Source organism: Emticicia sp. MM (assembly GCF_001649495.1).
Map to the genome: position 1 here is coordinate 1 of NZ_LXHX01000117.1, position 20,568 is coordinate 20,568.

General features: G+C 36.8%; 21 protein-coding genes. 6 read left to right on the plus strand and 15 right to left on the minus strand.

Translation table 11 applies throughout. The features are described 5' to 3' along the window. Positions 1 to 512 precede the first annotated feature (512 nt). On the minus strand, positions 513 to 1,343 hold the full coding sequence (locus A6M55_RS16070) for a DUF2911 domain-containing protein (protein WP_064198535.1): 831 nt from the start codon (positions 1,341 to 1,343) through the stop codon (positions 513 to 515). A 114-nt stretch (positions 1,344 to 1,457) separates the two neighbouring features. Continuing rightward, entirely contained in the window at positions 1,458 to 2,582 is a 1,125-nt protein-coding gene (locus A6M55_RS16075; protein ID WP_064198536.1) for a Gfo/Idh/MocA family protein, read from the minus strand. A 116-nt stretch (positions 2,583 to 2,698) separates the two neighbouring features. Here A6M55_RS16075 and A6M55_RS16080 point away from each other — a divergent pair, with 116 nt between their 5' ends. Beyond that, on the plus strand, positions 2,699 to 4,366 hold the full coding sequence (locus A6M55_RS16080; protein WP_015028524.1) for a S41 family peptidase: 1,668 nt from the start codon (positions 2,699 to 2,701) through the stop codon (positions 4,364 to 4,366). A gap of 42 nt (positions 4,367 to 4,408) precedes the next feature. Here A6M55_RS16080 and A6M55_RS16085 read toward each other — a convergent pair whose 3' ends face one another. The 5 genes from A6M55_RS16085 to A6M55_RS16105 form a co-directional block, all read right to left on the minus strand. Continuing rightward, the gene (locus A6M55_RS16085; RefSeq protein ID WP_015028523.1) at positions 4,409 to 4,873 is read right to left on the minus strand and encodes a hypothetical protein; all 465 of its coding nucleotides are present in this window, start codon (positions 4,871 to 4,873) and stop codon (positions 4,409 to 4,411) included. Positions 4,874 to 4,915: 42 nt separating this feature from the next. Then, a complete protein-coding gene (locus A6M55_RS16090) occupies positions 4,916 to 5,386 on the minus strand; it encodes a MarR family winged helix-turn-helix transcriptional regulator (protein WP_015028522.1) in 471 nt (156 codons plus the stop codon). Positions 5,387 to 5,497: 111 nt separating this feature from the next. After that, on the minus strand, positions 5,498 to 6,040 hold the full coding sequence (locus tag A6M55_RS16095) for a DUF6702 family protein (protein ID WP_082893069.1): 543 nt from the start codon (positions 6,038 to 6,040) through the stop codon (positions 5,498 to 5,500). Positions 6,041 to 6,043: 3 nt separating this feature from the next. Continuing rightward, a complete protein-coding gene (rseP, locus tag A6M55_RS16100; protein ID WP_041693443.1) occupies positions 6,044 to 7,378 on the minus strand; it encodes an RIP metalloprotease RseP in 1,335 nt (444 codons plus the stop codon). A gap of 148 nt (positions 7,379 to 7,526) precedes the next feature. Next, the gene (locus tag A6M55_RS16105) at positions 7,527 to 8,570 is read right to left on the minus strand and encodes a hypothetical protein (RefSeq protein WP_064198537.1); all 1,044 of its coding nucleotides are present in this window, start codon (positions 8,568 to 8,570) and stop codon (positions 7,527 to 7,529) included. Positions 8,571 to 8,726: 156 nt separating this feature from the next. Here A6M55_RS16105 and A6M55_RS16110 point away from each other — a divergent pair, with 156 nt between their 5' ends. Further along, on the plus strand, positions 8,727 to 9,704 hold the full coding sequence (locus tag A6M55_RS16110) for a YpdA family putative bacillithiol disulfide reductase (protein WP_064198538.1): 978 nt from the start codon (positions 8,727 to 8,729) through the stop codon (positions 9,702 to 9,704). Here the strand turns inward: A6M55_RS16110 and A6M55_RS16115 are convergent. The 4 genes from A6M55_RS16115 to rsmH all read right to left on the minus strand — a co-directional run bounded on the left by A6M55_RS16115 (position 9,676) and on the right by rsmH (position 14,708). After that, on the minus strand, positions 9,676 to 11,016 hold the full coding sequence (locus A6M55_RS16115) for a hypothetical protein (RefSeq protein WP_229235554.1): 1,341 nt from the start codon (positions 11,014 to 11,016) through the stop codon (positions 9,676 to 9,678). The two genes, A6M55_RS16110 and A6M55_RS16115, sit on opposite strands and share 29 nt — an antisense overlap. Positions 11,017 to 11,061: 45 nt before the next feature. Then, complete coding sequence (locus A6M55_RS16120) at positions 11,062 to 13,164, minus strand: penicillin-binding transpeptidase domain-containing protein (protein ID WP_064198539.1); 2,103 nt, start codon at positions 13,162 to 13,164, stop codon at positions 11,062 to 11,064. Positions 13,165 to 13,286: 122 nt separating this feature from the next. After that, positions 13,287 to 13,685 (minus strand): FtsL-like putative cell division protein, encoded by a 399-nt coding sequence (locus A6M55_RS16125; RefSeq protein ID WP_156511097.1) that lies wholly within the window; start codon positions 13,683 to 13,685, stop codon positions 13,287 to 13,289. Positions 13,686 to 13,799: 114 nt separating this feature from the next. Next, a complete protein-coding gene (rsmH, locus tag A6M55_RS16130) occupies positions 13,800 to 14,708 on the minus strand; it encodes a 16S rRNA (cytosine(1402)-N(4))-methyltransferase RsmH (RefSeq protein ID WP_015028514.1) in 909 nt (302 codons plus the stop codon). Positions 14,709 to 14,811: 103 nt separating this feature from the next. On the opposite strand from rsmH, the gene A6M55_RS16135 reads away from it, so the two are divergent. The 4 genes from A6M55_RS16135 to A6M55_RS16150 all read left to right on the plus strand — a co-directional run bounded on the left by A6M55_RS16135 (position 14,812) and on the right by A6M55_RS16150 (position 18,388). After that, complete coding sequence (locus tag A6M55_RS16135; RefSeq protein WP_064198540.1) at positions 14,812 to 16,044, plus strand: TlpA disulfide reductase family protein; 1,233 nt, start codon at positions 14,812 to 14,814, stop codon at positions 16,042 to 16,044. 78 nt (positions 16,045 to 16,122) lie between these two features. After that, positions 16,123 to 16,656, plus strand: coding sequence for an isopentenyl-diphosphate Delta-isomerase (idi, locus tag A6M55_RS16140; RefSeq protein WP_064198541.1), 534 nt, complete (start codon positions 16,123 to 16,125; stop codon positions 16,654 to 16,656). 86 nt (positions 16,657 to 16,742) lie between these two features. Further along, positions 16,743 to 17,441, plus strand: a complete 699-nt coding sequence (locus A6M55_RS16145) for a peptidylprolyl isomerase (RefSeq protein ID WP_064198542.1) — start codon at positions 16,743 to 16,745, stop codon at positions 17,439 to 17,441. 44 nt (positions 17,442 to 17,485) lie between these two features. After that, positions 17,486 to 18,388, plus strand: a complete 903-nt coding sequence (locus tag A6M55_RS16150) for an NAD(P)-dependent oxidoreductase (protein WP_015028510.1) — start codon at positions 17,486 to 17,488, stop codon at positions 18,386 to 18,388. A 61-nt stretch (positions 18,389 to 18,449) separates the two neighbouring features. Here the strand turns inward: A6M55_RS16150 and nadD are convergent, their stop codons facing one another. The 4 genes from nadD to A6M55_RS16170 form a co-directional block, all read right to left on the minus strand. Beyond that, complete coding sequence (gene nadD / locus A6M55_RS16155; RefSeq protein WP_015028509.1) at positions 18,450 to 19,022, minus strand: nicotinate (nicotinamide) nucleotide adenylyltransferase; 573 nt, start codon at positions 19,020 to 19,022, stop codon at positions 18,450 to 18,452. Then, complete coding sequence (gene gmk, locus A6M55_RS16160; RefSeq protein ID WP_015028508.1) at positions 19,019 to 19,621, minus strand: guanylate kinase; 603 nt, start codon at positions 19,619 to 19,621, stop codon at positions 19,019 to 19,021. The genes nadD and gmk overlap by 4 nt, the downstream gene beginning before the upstream one ends. Before the next feature lie 163 nt (positions 19,622 to 19,784). Then, positions 19,785 to 20,051: a hypothetical protein gene (locus A6M55_RS16165; protein ID WP_197491722.1), complete on the minus strand. Its 267-nt coding sequence runs from the start codon at positions 20,049 to 20,051 to the stop codon at positions 19,785 to 19,787. 184 nt (positions 20,052 to 20,235) lie between these two features. Further along, on the minus strand, positions 20,236 to 20,568 hold a 333-nt coding region (locus tag A6M55_RS16170), incomplete at its 5' end, for a sigma-70 family RNA polymerase sigma factor (protein ID WP_156511098.1).

Genomic DNA, 20,568 nt, shown 5'->3' on the forward strand with positions numbered 1-20,568 from the left:
TAGGAATAGTGGTGTGTTTTGTCCGAAAAATATCCAGTAAAATAAAATCTTAAACAAGTTCACAATGAATAGATAAAAAAAAAGCTAATTTTAATTATTACTCTTTTGGATGATTTGCAATATGTGCTTTGCTCAAAGAGGGTCTTTGAGGGGTACGGGCAAAATTATAACTCGAAATTTTGATATCAAAGATTTTGATAAAGCGTCGATTGAAGAATTTTGGTGGTAAAGTTGAAATAGAAATCGGAAAGACATTTTCAATAAAAGTTGAGATTGATGAAAATTTAGAGCCATGATTTGAAGTAAAAAAAGAACTTCCCGAAAAAAAACATTACACCCTACTGGCCATCGCTTTTGATGGTGGCTTCAATTCTAAAGCAACTTTCAACCGAGAACTTAAAAAGTTTACAGGGCAATTGCCGATTAGATTTGAAGAAAACTAAATCTAAAAAACAAAGCCCCTGTTCATAAATGAGCAGGGGCTTTACTATAGTTAAACAATTTGGGATTTCTTATTTCAAAGAAGCAATCAGTTTTTCGTTCAAAGCTACGTAGTCATCGTTTTTGCCAGCTTTAGCTAATTCAATACCTTTAGTTGCAGTGGCAATTGCCCCAGCTTTATCACCTGATTTTGCTTGGATTTTTGCTTTTAAGTGAACCATCCAATAGGCACTTGGTTGTGCTTCGATAGCTTTGTTTACCCATACTAAAGCCTTATTTAAGTCTTTGCCATTATCAAAATAATAACTTGCCGCAGCAAAATATGGGCGATTATCAACATTCATGGCGTTGTCAATTGATGCCATGATTTTGGTATCAATATCAGCCTCTACAGGAATACTTACCGCAGTTTTTTCCCAGAGGATTTGAATGTTTGCAGATGCAGGCAATACATCACCAATCATGATGGTAAATGATTCGATGTGCATCGGTAAACTCATAGATTTTACTTTGAAACGAGCAACATCTTCTTCTGTTTTATAACCGCTCAAACCACCATTGTTTACACCTTTATTTAAGATAATTTCCCATTCGTTTTGGTTTGGAATAGAGTAAAGAGCATACGAACCAGCTTTCACAGCTACTCCACCTACTTTTACGTCTTCGCCAAAAGTTACTTTCGTAGCACCATTGGCTCCTGTTCTCCACATTTTTCCGAAAGGAACTAAATCACCGAAAACTTTACGGCCTTTAGCTAACGGACGAGAATAATTTACTTCGATTGATGAAAGTGCAAAATCTTGTTTAATAGTTTGAGTTGGGCTTGGGGCTGGTGTTTTTACACCTTGTGCCATTGCACCCATTGATACAAAAAGAGAGAATAGTAAAACGATTTTTTTCATTTTTAATTGAGATTGTGTTTGAATACGTATAACGACGAAAACAGCAAAATGTTTTTTTTCTACTAAAAAAATCCCCCTTTGAAGGGGGTAGGGGGATGTAATTTAAATAGCAAACTATACCAAACTTATTTTCTTTCCAGTTTGTGCAGCTTCATAGATAGCCATTAAAATTTTCATATCTCGTTTACCCTCTTCTCCATCAATATGGCTTGGAAATTTACCAGTTTCGATAAATTCTTTACAAATAGCCTCCATCATTACTGTTTGATGGTGGACTACTGGTAGTTTCAAAGAACCATCATTTGTGCTTCCTTTGATTGGACCATAGCTGTAAGCAGGGCTTAGTTGCACCCAACCTTTGTCGGCCGAAACGTAGAGTTGTTCGATATTTGATTTATAAGAAGTAAAGCCATTAACAATGGTACCACCCGGAAATTCCATTTGCCACGAAACGCTTTCTTCTACATCCTTAAAGCGTTCTTTATCGGTAATTGGCCCAAATTGTGCTGTTACCCAAAGGGGTTCTTCTCCTGTTACATAGCGAGAGGCCTGCACGCAATAAATACCCACATCCATCAATGGGCCACCTCCAGCCATGGCTTTTTTGAGTCGCCATTGGGTTGGGTCGCCAATGGTAAAGCCAAAGTTGGTTTGGATGAATCTTACATTACCTTTTTCTTTTTTCTGACCAATACGCATGATTTCTTGTGTGTGCGGCTCAAAATGCATACGATAACCAATGCCCAACTGAACGCCTGCCTCTTTACAAGCTTTAATCATCGCCTCACATTCAGCAACAGAATTAGCCATTGGCTTTTCACACATTACATGTTTGCCCGCTTTGGCTGCTCGAATTACAAATTCAGGGTGCAAAGAGTTTGGTAAAACCACATACACAATATCAACGGCTTTGTTTTTGGCTATTTCATCAAAGTTTTGGTAGTTGTATACGCTTTCTTTGGGCAAATTATACTTTTTCGACCATTCCTCTGCTTTGGCTGGAGAACCAGTAACAATGGCAGTTAAATAACAGTTTTTAGCATTTTCTAAAGCAACTGCTAATTGATTTTTGGCGTAGCTCCCCAAACCAACGAGGGCAATACCCAGTTTTTTATCATCTTTTTTTGAACCTGCTTCTGGAATGGCCATAACTGATGGAATAGCAAAGGCAGCTGCACTAGTACCGAGTCCGATTCCAAGGTTTTGGAGGAATGAGCGTCGAGATTGATTTTCAGACATTTCTTTAGTAAATTAGGGGTGAATTTTAAGAATATTTATGCAGTTTTGTGTAATTTATTTACATCAGAATCTGTTTCTAAAAGTACAAACTAAATTGTAAAATCGAAAGTAGAAAAGTGGAAGAAAAGAAAATTCAAAATAGTCAATCAACAATTCGTACACCAATTGTCGTTGCAACAACATTGGTGGTTGGCATTCTGATTGGAGCAACTTTTTTTGGTGGACGTAGGGTAGGTGGAGATATTTCTCGTAGTTCAAATAAATTCAAAGAGATTCTGACTTACATCAATCGAAGTTATGTAGATAGTGTAAACACTGATTCACTGGTTGATTATTCGATTACGAAAATGCTCGAAAAACTCGACCCTCATACGTATTATTTCCCACCCCAAGAAGCTGATATTGCTCGATCGCAGCTTGAAAGTGGATTTGATGGTATTGGTATCGAATTTAATGTTTTCAATGACACACTTTATGTCGTTACGCCACTCACAGGGGGGCCATCAGAAACAGTAGGTATTCAAAGTGGAGATGCTATCATTAAAGCAAATGGAAATAAATTGACAGGAAAAGATGCTAGTAGTGCTAATATTTTTGCTAATCTGCGAGGGAAGCGAGGTACTGAAGTAAAACTCGAAGTGAAACGCCGTGGATTTAAAGATTTACTAAAATTTACGGTAGTAAGAGATAAAATCCCACAATATTCGGTCGATGCAGCATATTTAATGGAGGATAAGAAAACGGCTTATATTAAAATTAATCGTTTTACAGAAACTACTTACGATGAATTTAAACAACATATGACCGACCTCAAAAAGCAAGGAATGAAACAATTATTGCTTGATTTGAGAGGAAATCCAGGTGGTTATATGGATAGAGCAACCGATATTGTTGATGAACTGGTTGGTGGAAAAGATGTGATTGTTTATACAGATGGCAAGGATTCTCGGAATAATAGAAAAACCTATGCTGGTAATGATGGCATGTTTGAGAAAGGAGCCATTGTGGTGATGGTTGATGAAGGAAGTGCCTCTGCCTCTGAAATTGTTTCAGGTTCATTACAAGATTATGACCGTGCTTTGATTGTTGGCCGACGAACATTCGGAAAAGGTTTAGTGCAACAGCCTATTCAACTTTCAGATGGTTCGGAGCTTCGCCTTACAATCTCTCGATATTATATTCCTAGTGGACGAAGCATTCAGAAACCATACGAAAAAGGGCATTTAGAAAATTATGAACACGAACTCGATGAGCGTGGAAAATCGGGTGAATATTTTATAGCCGATAGTATCAAAAATAACCCTAAAATGCGATTTAAAACCAAAGGTGGTAGAGTTGTGTATGGTGGTGGCGGTGTAACACCCGATATTTTTGTGCCGAGAGATACCAGCCATATTACCAAGTATTTACTCGAACTTTATGGTAAAAATATCCTGCGTGAATATGCCCTTAATTATGCAAATACCAATAGAAAAACACTAGAAAAGCAAGCATTTACTGCTTTCTTGAAAGATTTTGTTATTAGTGATGTCATGCTTGAAGAAGTAAAGAAAATGGCAGTAAACGCCGAAGTAAAATTCAATGCTTCTGAATATGCTCGCTCAAAAGAGTTTATCAAGCTGCAAATAAAGGCCAATATTGCTCGCCATGTTTGGCAGCGAAATATGAAGAATGGATTAAATAATGAGTATTACCAAATTATTTATAGCCAAGACCCGCTCTTCCAGACTGCAATTAAGCAATTTGTAAAAGCCGAAAAATTGGAAAAGGATAAAAAGATTTAAAATAATAAAGGCGAGGGTTCAAATCCTCGCCTTTTGTTTATGTTATTTTTTACGTTTCTTAGATAAATTATATCCAAAGCCTAAATTTGCCCTAAATACTCCTAAGTCAAAGTTGCTATTGGCATAAGGAGAAAGTTCGAAAACCACTTGGAGCCCTGGTAATTGTTGAATAGGGTAGGTTCGAACACCAAAATTAAGACTATAACCTTCTAATGGCTTTTGTTTCGAAGCATCGGGGTTTAAATAATTCAAAAAGTTTGCCTTTACGCCGGCTCCTATATAAAACTTAGCTCGTTCGCCTTTGCTTACGTTAAACATTGGGGTAACTTCGGTGCTCAATGATGAAAAATAAGAGTTCATCTGAAAGCGAAAATCAGCCCAGAATGGTTTATCGGGGTTTGAGGCTACAGAAAATACAGAGTTGAATGGGTAATATGTAAAAGTTTGGGCCTGAGAAAAATGGGCAGTGGCAGCAAATAAAGTAATTAATAGTAGTTTTTTCAGCATGCTAGAGGGGTTATCATGATACAAAACTAACAAGAAAGCCGATTAAATAATATCATTTTCTAAAATTAGCCCTTCTTTCGCTTTACTATTTTGTTCATCTACCAAGCGATTGATTTCTTTAATGACTTCGAAAAATACCGACAATTTTTCAGCAGGAATTTGTTCTTGAATCATTTTATTGAAAATAATTACGCCTTCACGAGAAAAACTACGCTTTTTTCTTCCTTCTTCAGTTAAGAAAACTCTTACAAAACGCTTATCATCGGGGTCTATTTCTCGGTAAATCCAACCTTTTTCTTCCAGTGTTTTGAGCATACGAGTAAGGCTTCGTGGCTCCATTCCAATCGAAGGTCCAATTTTTGTAGCAGGAGTACCTTTTTCAGAGTCGATATTGAGCAACACATAGCCAATTGCCATGGTCATATCGTTGGGGTTAGCATACGCATTATACATACGCGAAATAGAGTGCCAAGCCCATTTTATGTAAAAATCAACTGTTTTTTCCTTCTTCATTGGTGTTTTTTGCTTCGAATCTATACAAAAGTAACAAAAAAACAGTATGCAGGCATACTGTTTTAAAGTTTTTTTATTGAGCAAAAACTATTTTCTTAAAAAACTATGATTTTAGTCAATTTCTGTGGTTTTGATTTTAGCATTGAATACGTAAGTCTTCTTACCGCTAGGTTGAATGAAGTTTACGATATTGGTTTGGTCATCGAAAAGCTCTTGCATTATGCTATTGTAGATGATATTACCCTTAAAATCAGGGCTATTCGGAATTTCTACATAAACCCAAGTCGCATCACCTTCCATTTCCTTACCTAAAATCGACATCGCCTTTTTTTGTTTTTGGGGCGTAACAATCATAAAATGTTGCTGAACGTATTTGCTCAAAATCGCATCACTATTATCATTTTTTCCACCAATCATTACTTTTTGCCCATTATTGGCTTTCGTAAGAGCAGTCTCTAAATCATCGGTAAACATACGAATACTAATCTCCAAAGATTTTTCTTTAGGATTGTATTGAATTTCTGTCAACGAAGTATGAAAAGCATGAACGATTTTAGTTTCTCTACTAATAGAGTGGCCAGCCGATCTATCAATAAAAATTGTGGCTGGATTAAATATCGTTAGCCCTAAAAAAGCAATTAAAATCTTAATCATTTCTTACTTAAACAAAGCCTTGAATGTATCATTGAACAACACAAGAATCATCAAAGTGAGAAGGATGAAAGTACCAATTTGTTGGGTACGTTCCATAAATTTCTCTGATGGTTTGCGGCGTGTAATCATTTCATAAAGTAAAACCAAAACATGGCCACCATCAAGTGCTGGAATTGGTAAAGCATTCATAAATGCTAAGCCCATTGATAATAAGCCAGTTAAGCCCCAAAATCTTTCCCAGTCCCACGATTTGCCATACATTTGTGCTAAACCAACTGGGCCGCTTACAGCATTTCCTGCTGAAATATGTCCTTTAAAGATGCGGCCAAAACCTTGGATTTGGTTTGGAATAACCGATAAGGCATCTTTCGCACCTGTAATAAATGATTCACCAAATGTCAGTGTGCGTTTGCTAGATATTAATGTAAATTCCGAAGTAAAACCAATCGTACCTTCTTTGGTTACTTCTGGTGAAATTTGTAATGTTTTTCCTGCTCTTTCAACGCTTAAGTTTACTTTTTTACCAGCGAATTTCTTTAAAGTTGCTTGAAAATCTTGGAAGCAAACCGTTGTGATGGTGTCAATTTTCAAGATTTTATCACCTGCTTTCAACCCTGCAGCTTCGGCTGGCATTCCTTTAGCAATTTCGCCCACTTTAAATGGATAAATTGGCTCCATAAATGGAATTTTACTGGCTACTTTATCAATCAAATCGTTTGGTACAGGAATCTCTTTGATTTCACCATTGCGTTCAATCGTGAAATTGGTGTTTTCTTGCATTAATGCCGCACGAACATCTCCTGAACTTTCATAATCCTGACCGTTAACTTTCAAGATTTTATCGCCTGTTTTAAGTCCAATTTCTTGGGCTAATGGGTGAGCATAGTACCCTAATTTGTTCACTTCTGCTTTTGAATAATATTCTTCTCCCCAGTAGTATTTTACACCCCAGAAGATTAATATACCTAAAATGATGTTTACAATAATACCACCAAGCATAACAAAAAGACGTTGCCAAGCTGGTTTCGAACGAAATTCATAAGGTTCAGGAACAGCCGAAAGCTGCGAAGAATCTTTGGTTTCATCAATCATACCCGCAATATCTACATAGCCACCAAGTGGAAACCAACCTAAGCCGTATTCAGTATCACCTTTTTTCTTTTTCCAGAGTGCAAAATTGAGCACATTGGGTAATGGAAAAAGGAAATCGAAGAATATGTAAAATTTATTAACTCTAATTCCGAAAATGCGGGCGAAAATAAAATGCCCAAACTCGTGTAATCCGACTAAAATAGTTAATGCCAGCAAAAGCTGACCAATCATTGTTAAAATTGCCATTAGTTGACGTTGATTTGTTTTGATTCTGAAAAGTCGATTTTTAAGACAAAAAGCTTGATTTTTTTCTTAGCAATTATCCGAACTTCGACTTTATTAAAACCTGTTTTTTTATGAAATTATTAAAAAACTATTGATACTTTACTAAAATTTACTCCAAAATTGCTGTACCTTCTAAATAATCAGCAGCGATATTGGGCTTATTAACTGACCAAATTCCTACATACGAACGATACGGAAACAAAAATCGGTTATCCTTAAGCGAAAAAATTATCTTTTTTCTATAATCTGCCAATGTCTCCATTCCATTTTGCAAACGCATTTCATTGATTCTTTGTTCATCTGCGACATCTATTTGTCGAAAAACCCACTTATTTAATTTAGCGGAAAACGCTTTTCCTTGTATCATTTCGGGTTCGTCGCTCATGATTTTAAATACATGCCTAGCCAAAAATATATCATTGCCGTTAATTGTGGCCATGATATGCGAAGCGGAATGAGGTGTTATACGTCCACCTTGGGCGGCATTGAGCAAATGATTTGAGAAATTAATGGTTTGATTATCAGATGTTTGTCGGCGGATGACAGTGTAGAATGGATACTGAATGATTGGCATTCCACCTTCTCCACAGCCGATTTGGTCTTCACCTGGAAATCCATATTTATCAAAAATATAGTCAAGCTCGGTGGCATTTTGACGGTCTATTTTCACGATACTATCGGCAAAAGCTTGGGCATCACGAACGCGATATGACTTGTCTCGCTCAACAATTTTAGCTAATTTATCTTGTAAACTTCGATTTATTTTCTGGTCGAACTCACGTTTTTTTGCCAAAAAGCTTTTCTCAAAGTTTCTCCAATTAGGGTCTTGCTGAATGCTTGTAAAGGCAGCTTCATCTTTAATAAAATCAAGACTTATGCCTTTGTTGGCTACTTCGAGCAAATATTTGTAGGTATTGGTTGCATCGCCCAAGTAGGTTGCACAAACGGCCGCATTGAAATAGTCTTTCATGAAAGCACGCGGAACAGTTGCAAATGCTTTTTCATAATTTTCGAATGCATCTTTGTATTTGCCATCAATAATGGCCAATTCGGCTTTGTTGATGATTGGGTGATAGGCTTTTACGTAATTTATTTCTTGTGCTGATACCCACAATCCGACGGTACTCAAAACCAATACAAAAAATAATCTCATAAATAGTTGATACAAATTCAAAACCTTAATTGGGCTAATTGTTTTCGATTAACGAAACTATCTTCAAAATTAGCATAGTTTTAGTAAAAAGAACGAATTTTAATGAAAACTTTGTTGTTTTAAAATAGACCAAAGAGATTATAGATTTTATTTTTAATGATGGATTCTGCTAAATACGAAGTAGTAATTATTGGTGGTGGGCCAATTGGCCTAGCTTGTGGAATTGAAGCTCAAAAAGCGGGCTTAAGTTATGTGATTTTAGAAAAAGGATGTTTAGTAAATTCACTATATAATTATCCTGCCAACATGACTTTCTTCAGTACTTCTGAAAGGCTTGAGATTGGCGATGTGCCATTTGTATCGAATAATGCCAAACCAACTCGCAGCGAAGCTCTTGAATACTACAGAAGAGTGGCTATTCATAGAAAACTCAATGTAAAGCTTTTTGAAGAAGTTTTAGAGGTAGTAAAAGCAGATAAAGTCTATCAGATAAAAACAAAGAAACACAACTATGAAGGTAAGCACGTGGTTATTGCCTCGGGGTTTTATGATATTCCGCACATGTTGGGAGTAAAAGGCGAACATTTGCCTAAAGTAACGCACTATTATAAAGACCCACATTTTTATGCTTTCCAAAAGGTTTTGGTAGTAGGTGCGAATAATTCGGCGGTTGATGCCGCACTTGAAACTTGGCGGAAAGGTGCCGAAGTTACCATGGTGATTCGTGGCGAAGGAGTAGGCGAACGCGTGAAATATTGGGCAAAGCCCGACATAGAAAACCGAATCAAAGAAGGTTCGATTAAAGCCTATTTTAATTCAGAAATTGCCGAAATCACAGAAGATACAGTCGTTATAAAAACGCCAGAAGGCTTGGTAAGTGTAGAAAATGATTGGGTAATTTCGATGACAGGGTATCAACCTAATTTAGGTTTTTTGAAGAAAGTAGGTATCAATCTTTCAGCCGATGAAATTATGAAGCCTCAGTATGATGAAACAAGTATGGAAACCAATTTACCTAATGTATATTTAGCTGGAGTTATCTGTGGAGGAATGAATACGCATAGCTTGTTTATCGAAAATTCGAGAGTGCATGCCGAAAGGATTATTACGAAGATTTGTCGTGGAACAAGTTAGAAACTTGTTTTAATTCATAAATCATCATTCCAAGAACCAATACATATTCAAGTATAACTAAATAAAGATTTTCTTGATAAAGGTCTGTCTGATAAGCCGCATAGCTAAAAAACACTGTATATGACCAAAGTATTGGGTAGCGAAAGTTGGTAAAAATGGCAATTACCAAAAGATTGGTTGCATACCAAGGGTGTATGGTTGTAGCCATTGCAAAATAAAGTGTTAAGATAAATAGAGCTGCCTGATGTATATCTTTAACCTTCCAAGAAATAAGTATGATGCTAGAAAATGTGATAAATGCCAGCGTTTTTCCTAGAAATCCGATGATATTATAGCCCCAAATCCAATAGCCAACTTCACGCAGTAAGTAATAAATACTGGCATTAAACTCAAACTTTTGGAAATATAGATTTACACTCGAAAACAGCTTTTCGATAAGTGCTTTATCGAAAAATGGTAAGAAGAAAAATCCACAAAAAGTGGCTACTAAAGCACCATACCAAATGCCTTTTTTGAAGCCTATTTTCTTGATTACAAGTGGAATGAAAACTAAAGGAAGTAATTTTACACAGACTGCACAAGCAAATAAAAAAGCACTAAAAAAGAGGTGAAATCTTTCTTTGATACCTACATAAAAAGCCCAAACTACAAAAAACATCACAACGCCCTCGAAATGTAAATTGCCGCATAATTCAATAATAATGAGTGGGTTGAATGCATAGAGTGCAATGACTTTGGGATTTGATGAAAGCTTTATTTTTTTAGCAGAAAGTTTGGCGATAATTAAAAGAATACCTACTTCGGCAGATAGAATAAAAACTCTTAGGAATATAACATTCAACCATAAATTATTAGGCGAAAGCCAAGCTGAAATGCCAAAAATGAATTGATTGAGCGGAGGATAAACGGTATAATAATTCGGTGAATTGAGTTTGTCGAAAATAGATTTGTCGCCAATAATAGGCTTAAAATCAATAGATTGGACAAATTCAGCGGGTAAGATTGTATAAGGGTTTAAGCCATGACTGAGCAAGCGACCATCCCAAACAAAACGATAAAAATCATCGGATAAGGCGGGTATGGCAAAAAGTAGTAATATTCGAAAAAAAATGCCCGTGATGATCGCCTCACGAGCATTTTTGAAAGTATAAATAAGACAATAATACAAAACAAAAAGGCCTGTATATAAGCCTATTAATTGCCCAAATGATTGGCGTTGGGTGAAATATCCGAGGTTGATAAGTAGGCATGAAAAAAGCGTAATGAGGCCTATTTTCAGTAAACTATCTCGTAAATGGATGGGATATTTCATCATATTATTTTTAGGTAAGACTTCGCTCTGAGCGAAGTCTTACCTTTATTTCAAAACTAGAGAAACAACTTTAGGTTGAACAATGGCATAGTCGGTAACCTTGCCAAGCCCTGAGTATCGTACTTTAAAGCCCTTGTTTTCGAGAATATGGATGGCATCTCGGAGTGACATCCCACTCACATCTGGTAAATCCTTTCGGTCTTCTACTCTTTGCCACGCAACTGAACTTCCATTTTTCGAGGCTTTCACCCAACCTGCACTACTCGGTGAATTCTGAATGCCCAACTCTTCATTCACTGTGCGGAAATCTTCAGCGTAACCAGTTTGTGCTTGTGTTTGGATTTTCTGAATATTAGATGCTTTATTTTTAGATGGATGCAAGGCTACATCATAAGCAAATATTTTATCGGCAATCGTGCGAAATACTGGAGCGGCCACATCACGGGCATAGAGGTTGGCACCCTGAGGCTCATCAATAATTACTGCACAACTATATTTAGGGTTATCTGCTGGGAAAAATCCAATAAAAGCCGTATAATATTGGTTTTTTACGTAGCCATTCTCACGTTTTCTTGAAGTTCCCGTTTTTCCTGCTACTTTGCAAAAGCCCGTATTGATGTTTTGTGCAGTACCATTTTCCACTACACCTCGCATCATTTCTTGAGCCAATTTGGCCGTACGCTCTGAACAAATAGGCGTTGGGTCTTGGTTGGCTTCAAATCTTTCGGTGACTCGGTCGGCTTCACGAATTTCTTTTACAATGAGTGGCTGTACCCAATGGCCATTATTGGCAATGGCATTGTAGAAAGTTAGCATTTGTAAAGGCGTAAGTCGAGTTTCATAGCCAATCGACATCCAAGGAATAGTGGTATTACTAAAAGTAGAACTTTTACGATTTTTAATAATTGGTTCGGTTTCACCTTTCAACTGAAAACCAACGGGTTGGTCGAGTTTAAAGCGAGTCAGGTAAGATACAAACTCATCGGCATTAGAGAAACCAAAATGCTTTTTCACCAGATTATAGATGCCGATATTGCACGAATGTTCAAAAACTTGTTTTACGGTCTGATTTCCGTGTTCTTCCGAACATGTCATTTCGGTTTTATTGTGCATAATACTTCCGCCGCAAAACCCAGCATCTTCATTCAGACTAAGATTCGATTTTTCTAGTAAAGCCACCATAGTAGCCAATTTGAAAGTCGAACCAGGGTCAGTTCCACCCCTTACGGCATAATTGAAATCTTCGGTATAGAATTTACTAGTAGAATCAGAGCCATTTCTTCTCGAAAGATTGGTAATGGCCTTAATTTCACCCGTGGCAATTTCCATCACTACTGCCGAACCATATTTGGCATTGGTATTGATAACTTGATTTCGAAGGGCACTTTCAACAATATCTTGGTAATTTACATCAATAGTAGTGATTACGTCTAAGCCTGCTTCTGGGCGTACTTCTGGGCTATCTTCTACAGGTTTCCATACACCCCCCGTGAGACGCTGAAATAAGCCCACGCCATCTCGGCCAGCTAAGTAATTATTGAAGCTAAATTCAATACCAAAGTCACCACGCGTTTGCGTATCACGGTCGAGTTTTCCGATAGAACGCAAGGCCATGTCGTCAAAAGGCATTACTCTTCGCTCAAGTCGTTCAAACTTTCCACCTCCTTTCATGGGGCCTTCTCTAAAAAATGGGAATGTCTTTATTTGCTGACGTTCTTGGTAATCAACCAAACGATTTCCAAGAGCCACGAAAATCAGTTTCTTTTCTTCGCGGGCATTTTTAATTAGGCGTTTATAATCCTCGGCCGAGCGATCTTGAAAGAAATTGGCTAGTTTTCGGCATAAACTGTCGATTTTTTCTTTGAAATAAGCAGGTTTGGCTCTCGTGACATCAATTCCTACACGATAGCGGGGTACAGATGTAGCTAATAAGCTACGACCATCAGCAGCGAAGATATTTCCTCGCTGAGCTCTTATTTTCATGGGCTTGCTTTGTACTTTCTCCATTTTGTCCGCCCACTTTTTCTTCTGAAAAACCTGAATAACAAATATTTGAGCAGTAATTAACGAGCCTATGATAAAAACGATTCCAAAGGTTACTTTCGCACGCCACTGGATTTCTTCACGTATTGAGCGTTTTGGAGCCATAATTTTAATGAGTTCTGAGTTCTGAGTGTAGAGTTCTGACAGGGGTATTCTTGTAATTCCAAGTAAAAACTCAAAATTCAGAATTGTACAGACGGGTATCCCTACACTTAGGACTCTATATATTATTTCACTACAATTTTTGTGGGTGGAGTAATGTTTTCTTCAAGACCATCATTGCTTAATTTTTTTGCTATTTCAGACTGCTTACTAGCAAACATGTATCTTGATTTTTGGGAGATGTATGCTGCACGTTTTTCTTCCATGTCATTGCGAGCTTTATCTATTTTTTTGATAAAACTTTCATAACTATGTTGTACGTAAATGTAGATGATGCCCAAAAAAACAACCCAAATGATGCGTTTGAGCGTTTCGGTAGGTAGTTCACTACCAAGTTCTAAACGATTGGTTAGCCAAGAATTGAGGCTGTCAAAGATACCTGGTTTGCGAGGCTGCTTTGGCTTTGAAGGAGGGGCAGTCGCGGTAGCAGGTTCAGGACGGCTCCGAAAAGTATTCGTTTCCATTCCAGTCATGAATTATAAGTTTTATTTTTAAAGCACGATTTTATGAGCATTTAGCTCAATAGATAAGACAAATTTATGAATTAGGCAGAAATAAAATCGAAAATTAAACGAAATTTATTTTAAGGGTTCTGCGATTCTTAATTTCGCACTTCTGGCCCTTGGATTTTGTTCTACTTCTTCGGGTGTGGCCTCAATAGCTTTTCGGGTAATTGCTTCTAAAGGTTTCTTATCATTACCAAAAATATCTTTCTCAACTTCGCCGCTGAACTTACCACTTCTGATAAAATTCTTAACCAAGCGGTCTTCCAATGAGTGATACGACATCACAACCAAACGACCTTCTGGAGCTAAAACTTCGGGTGTTTGTAGTAAAAATTCTTCAAGAACAGCCATTTCTTCATTAACAACAATGCGAAGAGCTTGAAAAACTTGGGCAAAATATTTATTTTCTTTGCCTTTGGGGGCTAATTTCCCCATTACATTTTTCAAATCATTGATGGTGTTAATCGGGCGGTTGAGGCGTGCTGTATAGATTGTTTGGGCCGCAGTGCGAGCATTCTTGATTTCGCCATACATGCCTAAAATTTTATGTAGTTCATCCACCGAATATTCATTAACAATATTTTTGGCAGAAAAATCGGCATTTTGGTTCATTCGCATATCCAATTCGGCATCATAACGAGTCGAAAAGCCGCGTTCTGGAGTATCAATTTGGTGCGATGAAATACCTAAGTCGGCCAAAATACCATCTACTTTTCTTACACCATACAAACGTAAATATTGTTTGATGTTTCGGAAATTCGCCTCAATAAAAGTAAAATTCTTATTTTCTATAAGTTTTGATTGCTCTTTTGCATCCGCATCTTGGTCAAATGAGTAGAGTTTTCCAGTAGTAAGTTTCTCTAAAATAGCCCGTGAATGTCCACCGCCGCCAAAAGTAACATCAACATAAATGCCATCGGGTTTGATATTCAGACCTTCTAAACATTCTTTGAGCATAACGGGCGTGTGATAAACTGACATAAACTTTTTATATATTTACAATGTTGAAATGCAAAAGTACTAAAAAAATCAACGCTTGAGGGGTAAACACCCTTCCGAACGTTCATCGAACCAAAGAAACCTTATGAAATTATTTATCAAATTATCCTTTATTGTCTTTGTCTCTCTTTTTCTAAACGCTTGTAAAACTTCTTCTGAGCCTAAATCTGGTATTTGGCGAGCTGTTATTCCGACGAAAGGTGGTGAATTACCTTTTAATTTTGAATTACAAAAAGAATCCGATGGCTATTCAGTAACGATTTTGAATGGTGAAGAAAAACTAAAGATGGATAAATCTTTTGTGAAAGATGATTCGCTGCATATCCCGATGGAATTGTTTGATGCTGAAATTGTAGCGAAAGTAGAGGGTGAAAAGTTAGTGGGTTATTGGAAGAAAATGCGTTCGGATTTTAGTTTTTTGCAAGGCAATTTTGTAGCTGAATATGGAAAAACTTATCGATTTACTGATAAAACTGATAAACCAGAAACACTTTTAGCACCTAAATATAGTGTTTTGTTTCGCTCCGAAGATTTGAAAGATTCAACAGTTTCGGTTGGACTTTTTTCTACGAAAGGTAATGAAGTAAATGGTACTTTCTTGACTTCAACAGGCGATTATCGTTATTTACAAGGAAACTTGATGGGTGATAGCCTCAAACTTTCGTGTTTTGATGGCACACATTTATTTTTGTTTAAAGCTAAAGTTGAGGGCGGAAAGCTTACCGGTGGCGAATTTTGGTCAAGTCTTAGTAGTTTCGAATCTTGGGAGGGTGTGAAAGATGATAATGCCACTTTGCCCGATGAGAAAACATTGACTTATCTAAAAGAGGGCTACCAAACAATCCAGTTTTCGTTTGCTAATGAACAAGGTAAGAAAATTTCTTTGACTGATGACCGCTACAAAGGCAAAGTAGTGGTGGTACAAATCATGGGTTCTTGGTGCCCGAATTGTATGGATGAAAGTAAGTTTTTGGCTCCTTGGTACCAAAAAAATAAGCAAAAAGGCGTTGAAATCATAGGTTTAGCCTACGAAAAAAGTACAGACCCAGCTTTTGCTTATCCTAAAATTAAGCGTTTGAAAGAGCGTTTTGGTATTGATTATGAAGTGCTTTTAGCAGGAACAAATGATAAAGCTGATGCTTCAACAACTTTACCAATGCTTAATCGTGTGATTGGTTTTCCAACAACTATTTTCATAGATAAGAAAGGACAAGTACGCGAGATTCATACTGGTTTTTCTGGACCAGGAACGGGTAAATATTATGATGATTTTGTGAGTGATTTTAACCGTTTGGTCGATAAATTATTAGCCGAGTAAAACATTTTTGATTTTTCAATGGTTATTAAAATAATTACGCATTTCGAAAACAAAGACTCCTAAAGGAGAAGAAGCTTTATGACAAATATTATAATCGTAAACGAACACGACGAGGAAATCGGTACGGGCGAAAAGCTTTTGGTTCACCAAAAGGGTTGGCTCCATAGAGCCTTTTCGATATTGGTTTTCAACGATAATAATGAGTTGTTGATTCACCAACGCACTTCTCACAAGTATCATTCGGGTGATTTATGGACAAATACTTGTTGTGGCCACCCAAATGCTAATGAAGGAATCAGCGAGGCGGCACACCGTCGTTTAGGCGAAGAAATGGGTTTTGATACATCACTTGAGTTCTTGTATAAATTTCAATATCGTACAGTATTCGAAAACGGTTTGATTGAACACGAAGTTGACCACGTTTTTGTAGGTACTTACAATGAATCATTTATCGTAAACCCTGAAGAAGTAGCTGATTATAAGTGGGTTTCGGTTGATGCTCTTCTTGACGATGTATCACAAAATCCTCAGAAATATACATTTTGGTTTAAGGAAATTCTCAAAAGCAGTGCTTTCATGAGTTATGTTACGGCTAATTTAGTTTTGGCCTAAAATACCATAGAATCAAATTTCGGGGTAGCCTAATCCTCATCAAAATATTTATTGTATTTTTGTGCTTTATCATCGCCTTTATTCGCATGAAAAAGCACTTTTTTGTTTTTATACTTCTATTCTTCAGCACTTTTGCTATCGCTCAAAAAAAATCTAAGAAAGATTATTTAGTGACGCTCAATACTAAGTTTGGTACTATGCACATGGTATTATTCGATGATACACCGCTGCATAAAGCTAATTTCGTGAAGTTAGTTGAGCAAAAATTCTACGATAGTTTATTGTTTCATCGAATAATTGATGGATTTATGATTCAAGGTGGCGACCCCAACTCAAAAAATGCCAAACCAGGCGAGCGTTTGGGTAATGGAGGTGGAAATCTTGAACGTATTCCTTTTGAGTTCAAACCCAATCATATTCATCGAAAAGGTGCTTTAGCCGCTGCTCGTGATAATAATCCTGAAAAAAAATCGAGTGCTTGTCAATTTTATATTGTGCAAGGAAAAAAACGTACAGATGAAGAAATTACCACCATTACCCAGCGTAATGGCATGAATTATACTACCGAACAACGTGCCGATTACATGATTTTGGGTGGAACGCCTCATTTGGATAATGGTTATACAGTTTTTGGCGAGGTTATTGATAATTTGAATGTAATTGATGAAATTGCAAAGCAGCCTAAAGACTCAGCCGACCGTCCTAAAGAAGACATCAAAATGGATTTAAAGGTAAAAAAAATGCGTAAAAAGAAGATTACCAAAAAATTTGGCTATAAGTATTAACCTTTGACTTCTCTCAATTAGCGAAGTGATTTTTGAAATATAAAATGAAGAAAATTTTAATTACAGGTTCTAATGGACTTTTAGGGCAAAAGCTTGTTGAGCTTCTCTTAAATAATCAGGATGTTCAAATCATAGCCACTGCTCGTGGTGAAAATCGATTACCATTTCATGAGGGATATGAATATCACCCCATGGATATTACAAATCGTGAACAAGTATTGAGTGTTGTAGAAAGCATTCAGCCTGAGGTTATTATTCATACTGCTGCTATGACTAATGTTGACCAATGTGAAAGCGAAAAAGCAGCGTGTTGGGCACAAAATGTGAGTTCGGTAGAGTATTTAGTAGAAGCTTGTGCGAAAACTGACAGCTTTTTACTCCATATTTCAACCGATTTTATTTTTGATGGAACCTCGGGGCCATATAAAGAAGAGGACGAGGCAAATCCGATTAGTTTTTATGGCTGGAGTAAATATGCGGCCGAGAAATTGGTCATTCATAGTAAAATTCGGTGGGCCATTGCCCGCACGGTATTGGTTTATGGCATTGCACATGATATGAGCCGTACGAATATTATTTTATGGGTGAAAAAATCGCTTGAGGAAGGTAAAAATATCAAGGTCGTTACCGATCAATGGCGTACACCAACATTAGCTGAAGATTTGGCCAAAGGTTGTGCATTGATTGCTACCAAAGAAGCCGAAGGTATTTTTAATATTTCAGGGAAAGATTTTCTTACACCTTACGAAATGGCAATCATGACTGCTGATTATTTTAAACTTAATAAATCATTGATTGCACAAGCCGACTCTACTACTTTTTCTCAACCAGCTAAACGACCGCCAAGAACGGGTTTTGATTTAACGAAATCTCGTGAGGTGCTGGGTTATGAGCCAGTAAGTTTTATGGAAGGAATTGAGGTTTTGGCGGGGCAGATTAGTAAATAATTTTTGGGGTGAATCTTCTGTTTGATTGTATTAATGCGAACAGAATGTTCGCCCCAAAATTTTATAAATAAAACTTCTTCCAACGAATATATTCATCTACTTCATCAGAAACCATATAACGTATTGGTTTACCTGCTTTGATAGAATTTCGAATAAATGTTGCTGAAATATCGAGTAAAGGAGCTTCAATAAACTTTACTTTTGGATGATTCTTGAAATTATGTTCGGCCGTATTTGGGCGAGGATATACATATAGTTCGTAATATTCAAGAATTTTATCGTAGTTTTTCCAATTTTCAAATTGTACCAAATTATCTTCACCCATAATCAACTTAAAATCGTGTTGAGGGTAGCGTTCGGATAATTTCGTGAGCGTATCAATCGTGTAGCTTGGTTTAGGCATCGAAAACTCAATATCGCTGGCCTTTAGCTTAAAATTATCGGCTATTGCCTTTTCTACCATCGTGAGTCGGTCAAACTCATGCAATAAACTTTTGTTTTTCTTGAACGGATTTTGTGGAGAAACCACAAACCAAACTTGCTCCAAATCGGTGCAATTGGCCATAGTGTTGGCAATAATCAAATGCCCCACGTGAATCGGATTAAACGAACCAAAGAACAAACCTATTTTCACACTTCCAACGGTTTTTTTGTAATCACTAACTCATTTTTAGTAAATTGCTCGTAGAGTTCTTCGGCTTTTTGCCAAGAATGTTGGATATCATCATTGTGCAAAATGACATCGAATTTATCTTGAAACTCCATCTCGAACTTCATTTTATAGATTCTTCTAGAAATGCTATCTTCATCGTCAGTGCCACGGCTGCGTAATCTTCTTTCCAATTCTTCCATCGAAGGCACTTTTACGTAAATTGCCAAAGCGTTGTCGCCGAAGTATCTTTTCAGATTCATTCCGCCCTTTACATCCACATCAAAAATTACATTTTTGCCTTCATCCCACAGGCGTTCGATTTCAGTTTTTAGTGTACCATAATAAGCTCCTGGGTATACTTCTTGCCATTCTACAAATTCATCTCTATCAATTCTTTCTTTAAAATCATGAATACTAAGGAAATAATAATCTTTGCCGTTTTCTTCATTACGCCCGCGTTTATCGCGAGTACATGCTGAAATTGAAAAACCGAGATTTGTGTATTTGTCAAGTAGATGCTTAACAATGGTAGTTTTACCCGAGCCCGATGGGGCACAAAATATAATTGCTTTACCTTTCATGAGAAGATTAGTTAATGGCCAACGACTTAAATAAAGCCACAACTGATTTTATAATTATTAAAAAAGCCATCAAATTCTAAATTTGACGGCCGAATATTTTTGCAAATATACTATTTAATTTTTTTAGAAAAAACCGATAGTAAAAGGCTTACTATCAAGTGAATTAACAACTAAAAAATATTGAATATAATTTTACTTCAACTGCTATAAATCCTAAAACTAAAAGTGACAGTCCGATTTTTGCTTTAATATCAAGAACTAACTTCTCTGGACAGCATTTCTTTTCAACTTTTTCTTGCATGGCTTCCTTCATGCATTTTTCGAGTTTATAGGTCTCGATACACGGCATACACACATCCATGTTTTGCTTGAAGTGTTCGATTTCCTCAGCAGATGCAGAACCGTCAAGAACGGCCTGTATCATCTTCATGCACTTCTGATGATTGTCACACTGATACTTCATTGAATTTATTTAATTATAGGAACAGTTTTATTTTAGTGTTCGTGCTCTAATTGCTTTAGAGTTTGAATTTGTCAGTAATGGTGAAATTGACGTATTTGAACAAAAGGGTAACAGTAAAGTTTTAAAATTTGTTCATTTTGTGTTTTTTTTATCAAAAGTCTTCTTCTTCCTCACTTTCGGCTCCATCGGTTTGATAACCCATTGAGTTGGCATAAGTTTTGAGTTTTTCTTTCAAGAGATTTCTAGCACGGTGAAGTCTTGAACGCACAGTTCCGATAGGAATGTCAAGAATCTTGGCCATTTCTTCGTAAGTAAAACCTTCAATATCGCATAGAATAATTACCGTTCTGAAATCAACAGGTAGGCTATTTAAAGCATTGGCTACTTCATCGCCAATCATATCCTGTACGGTTTCAGTACGCAAGTCGGTTGTGGCATCCATTTCGGCATCTTCTGTCGAATTATAGGTTGTCTCAACGTCTTG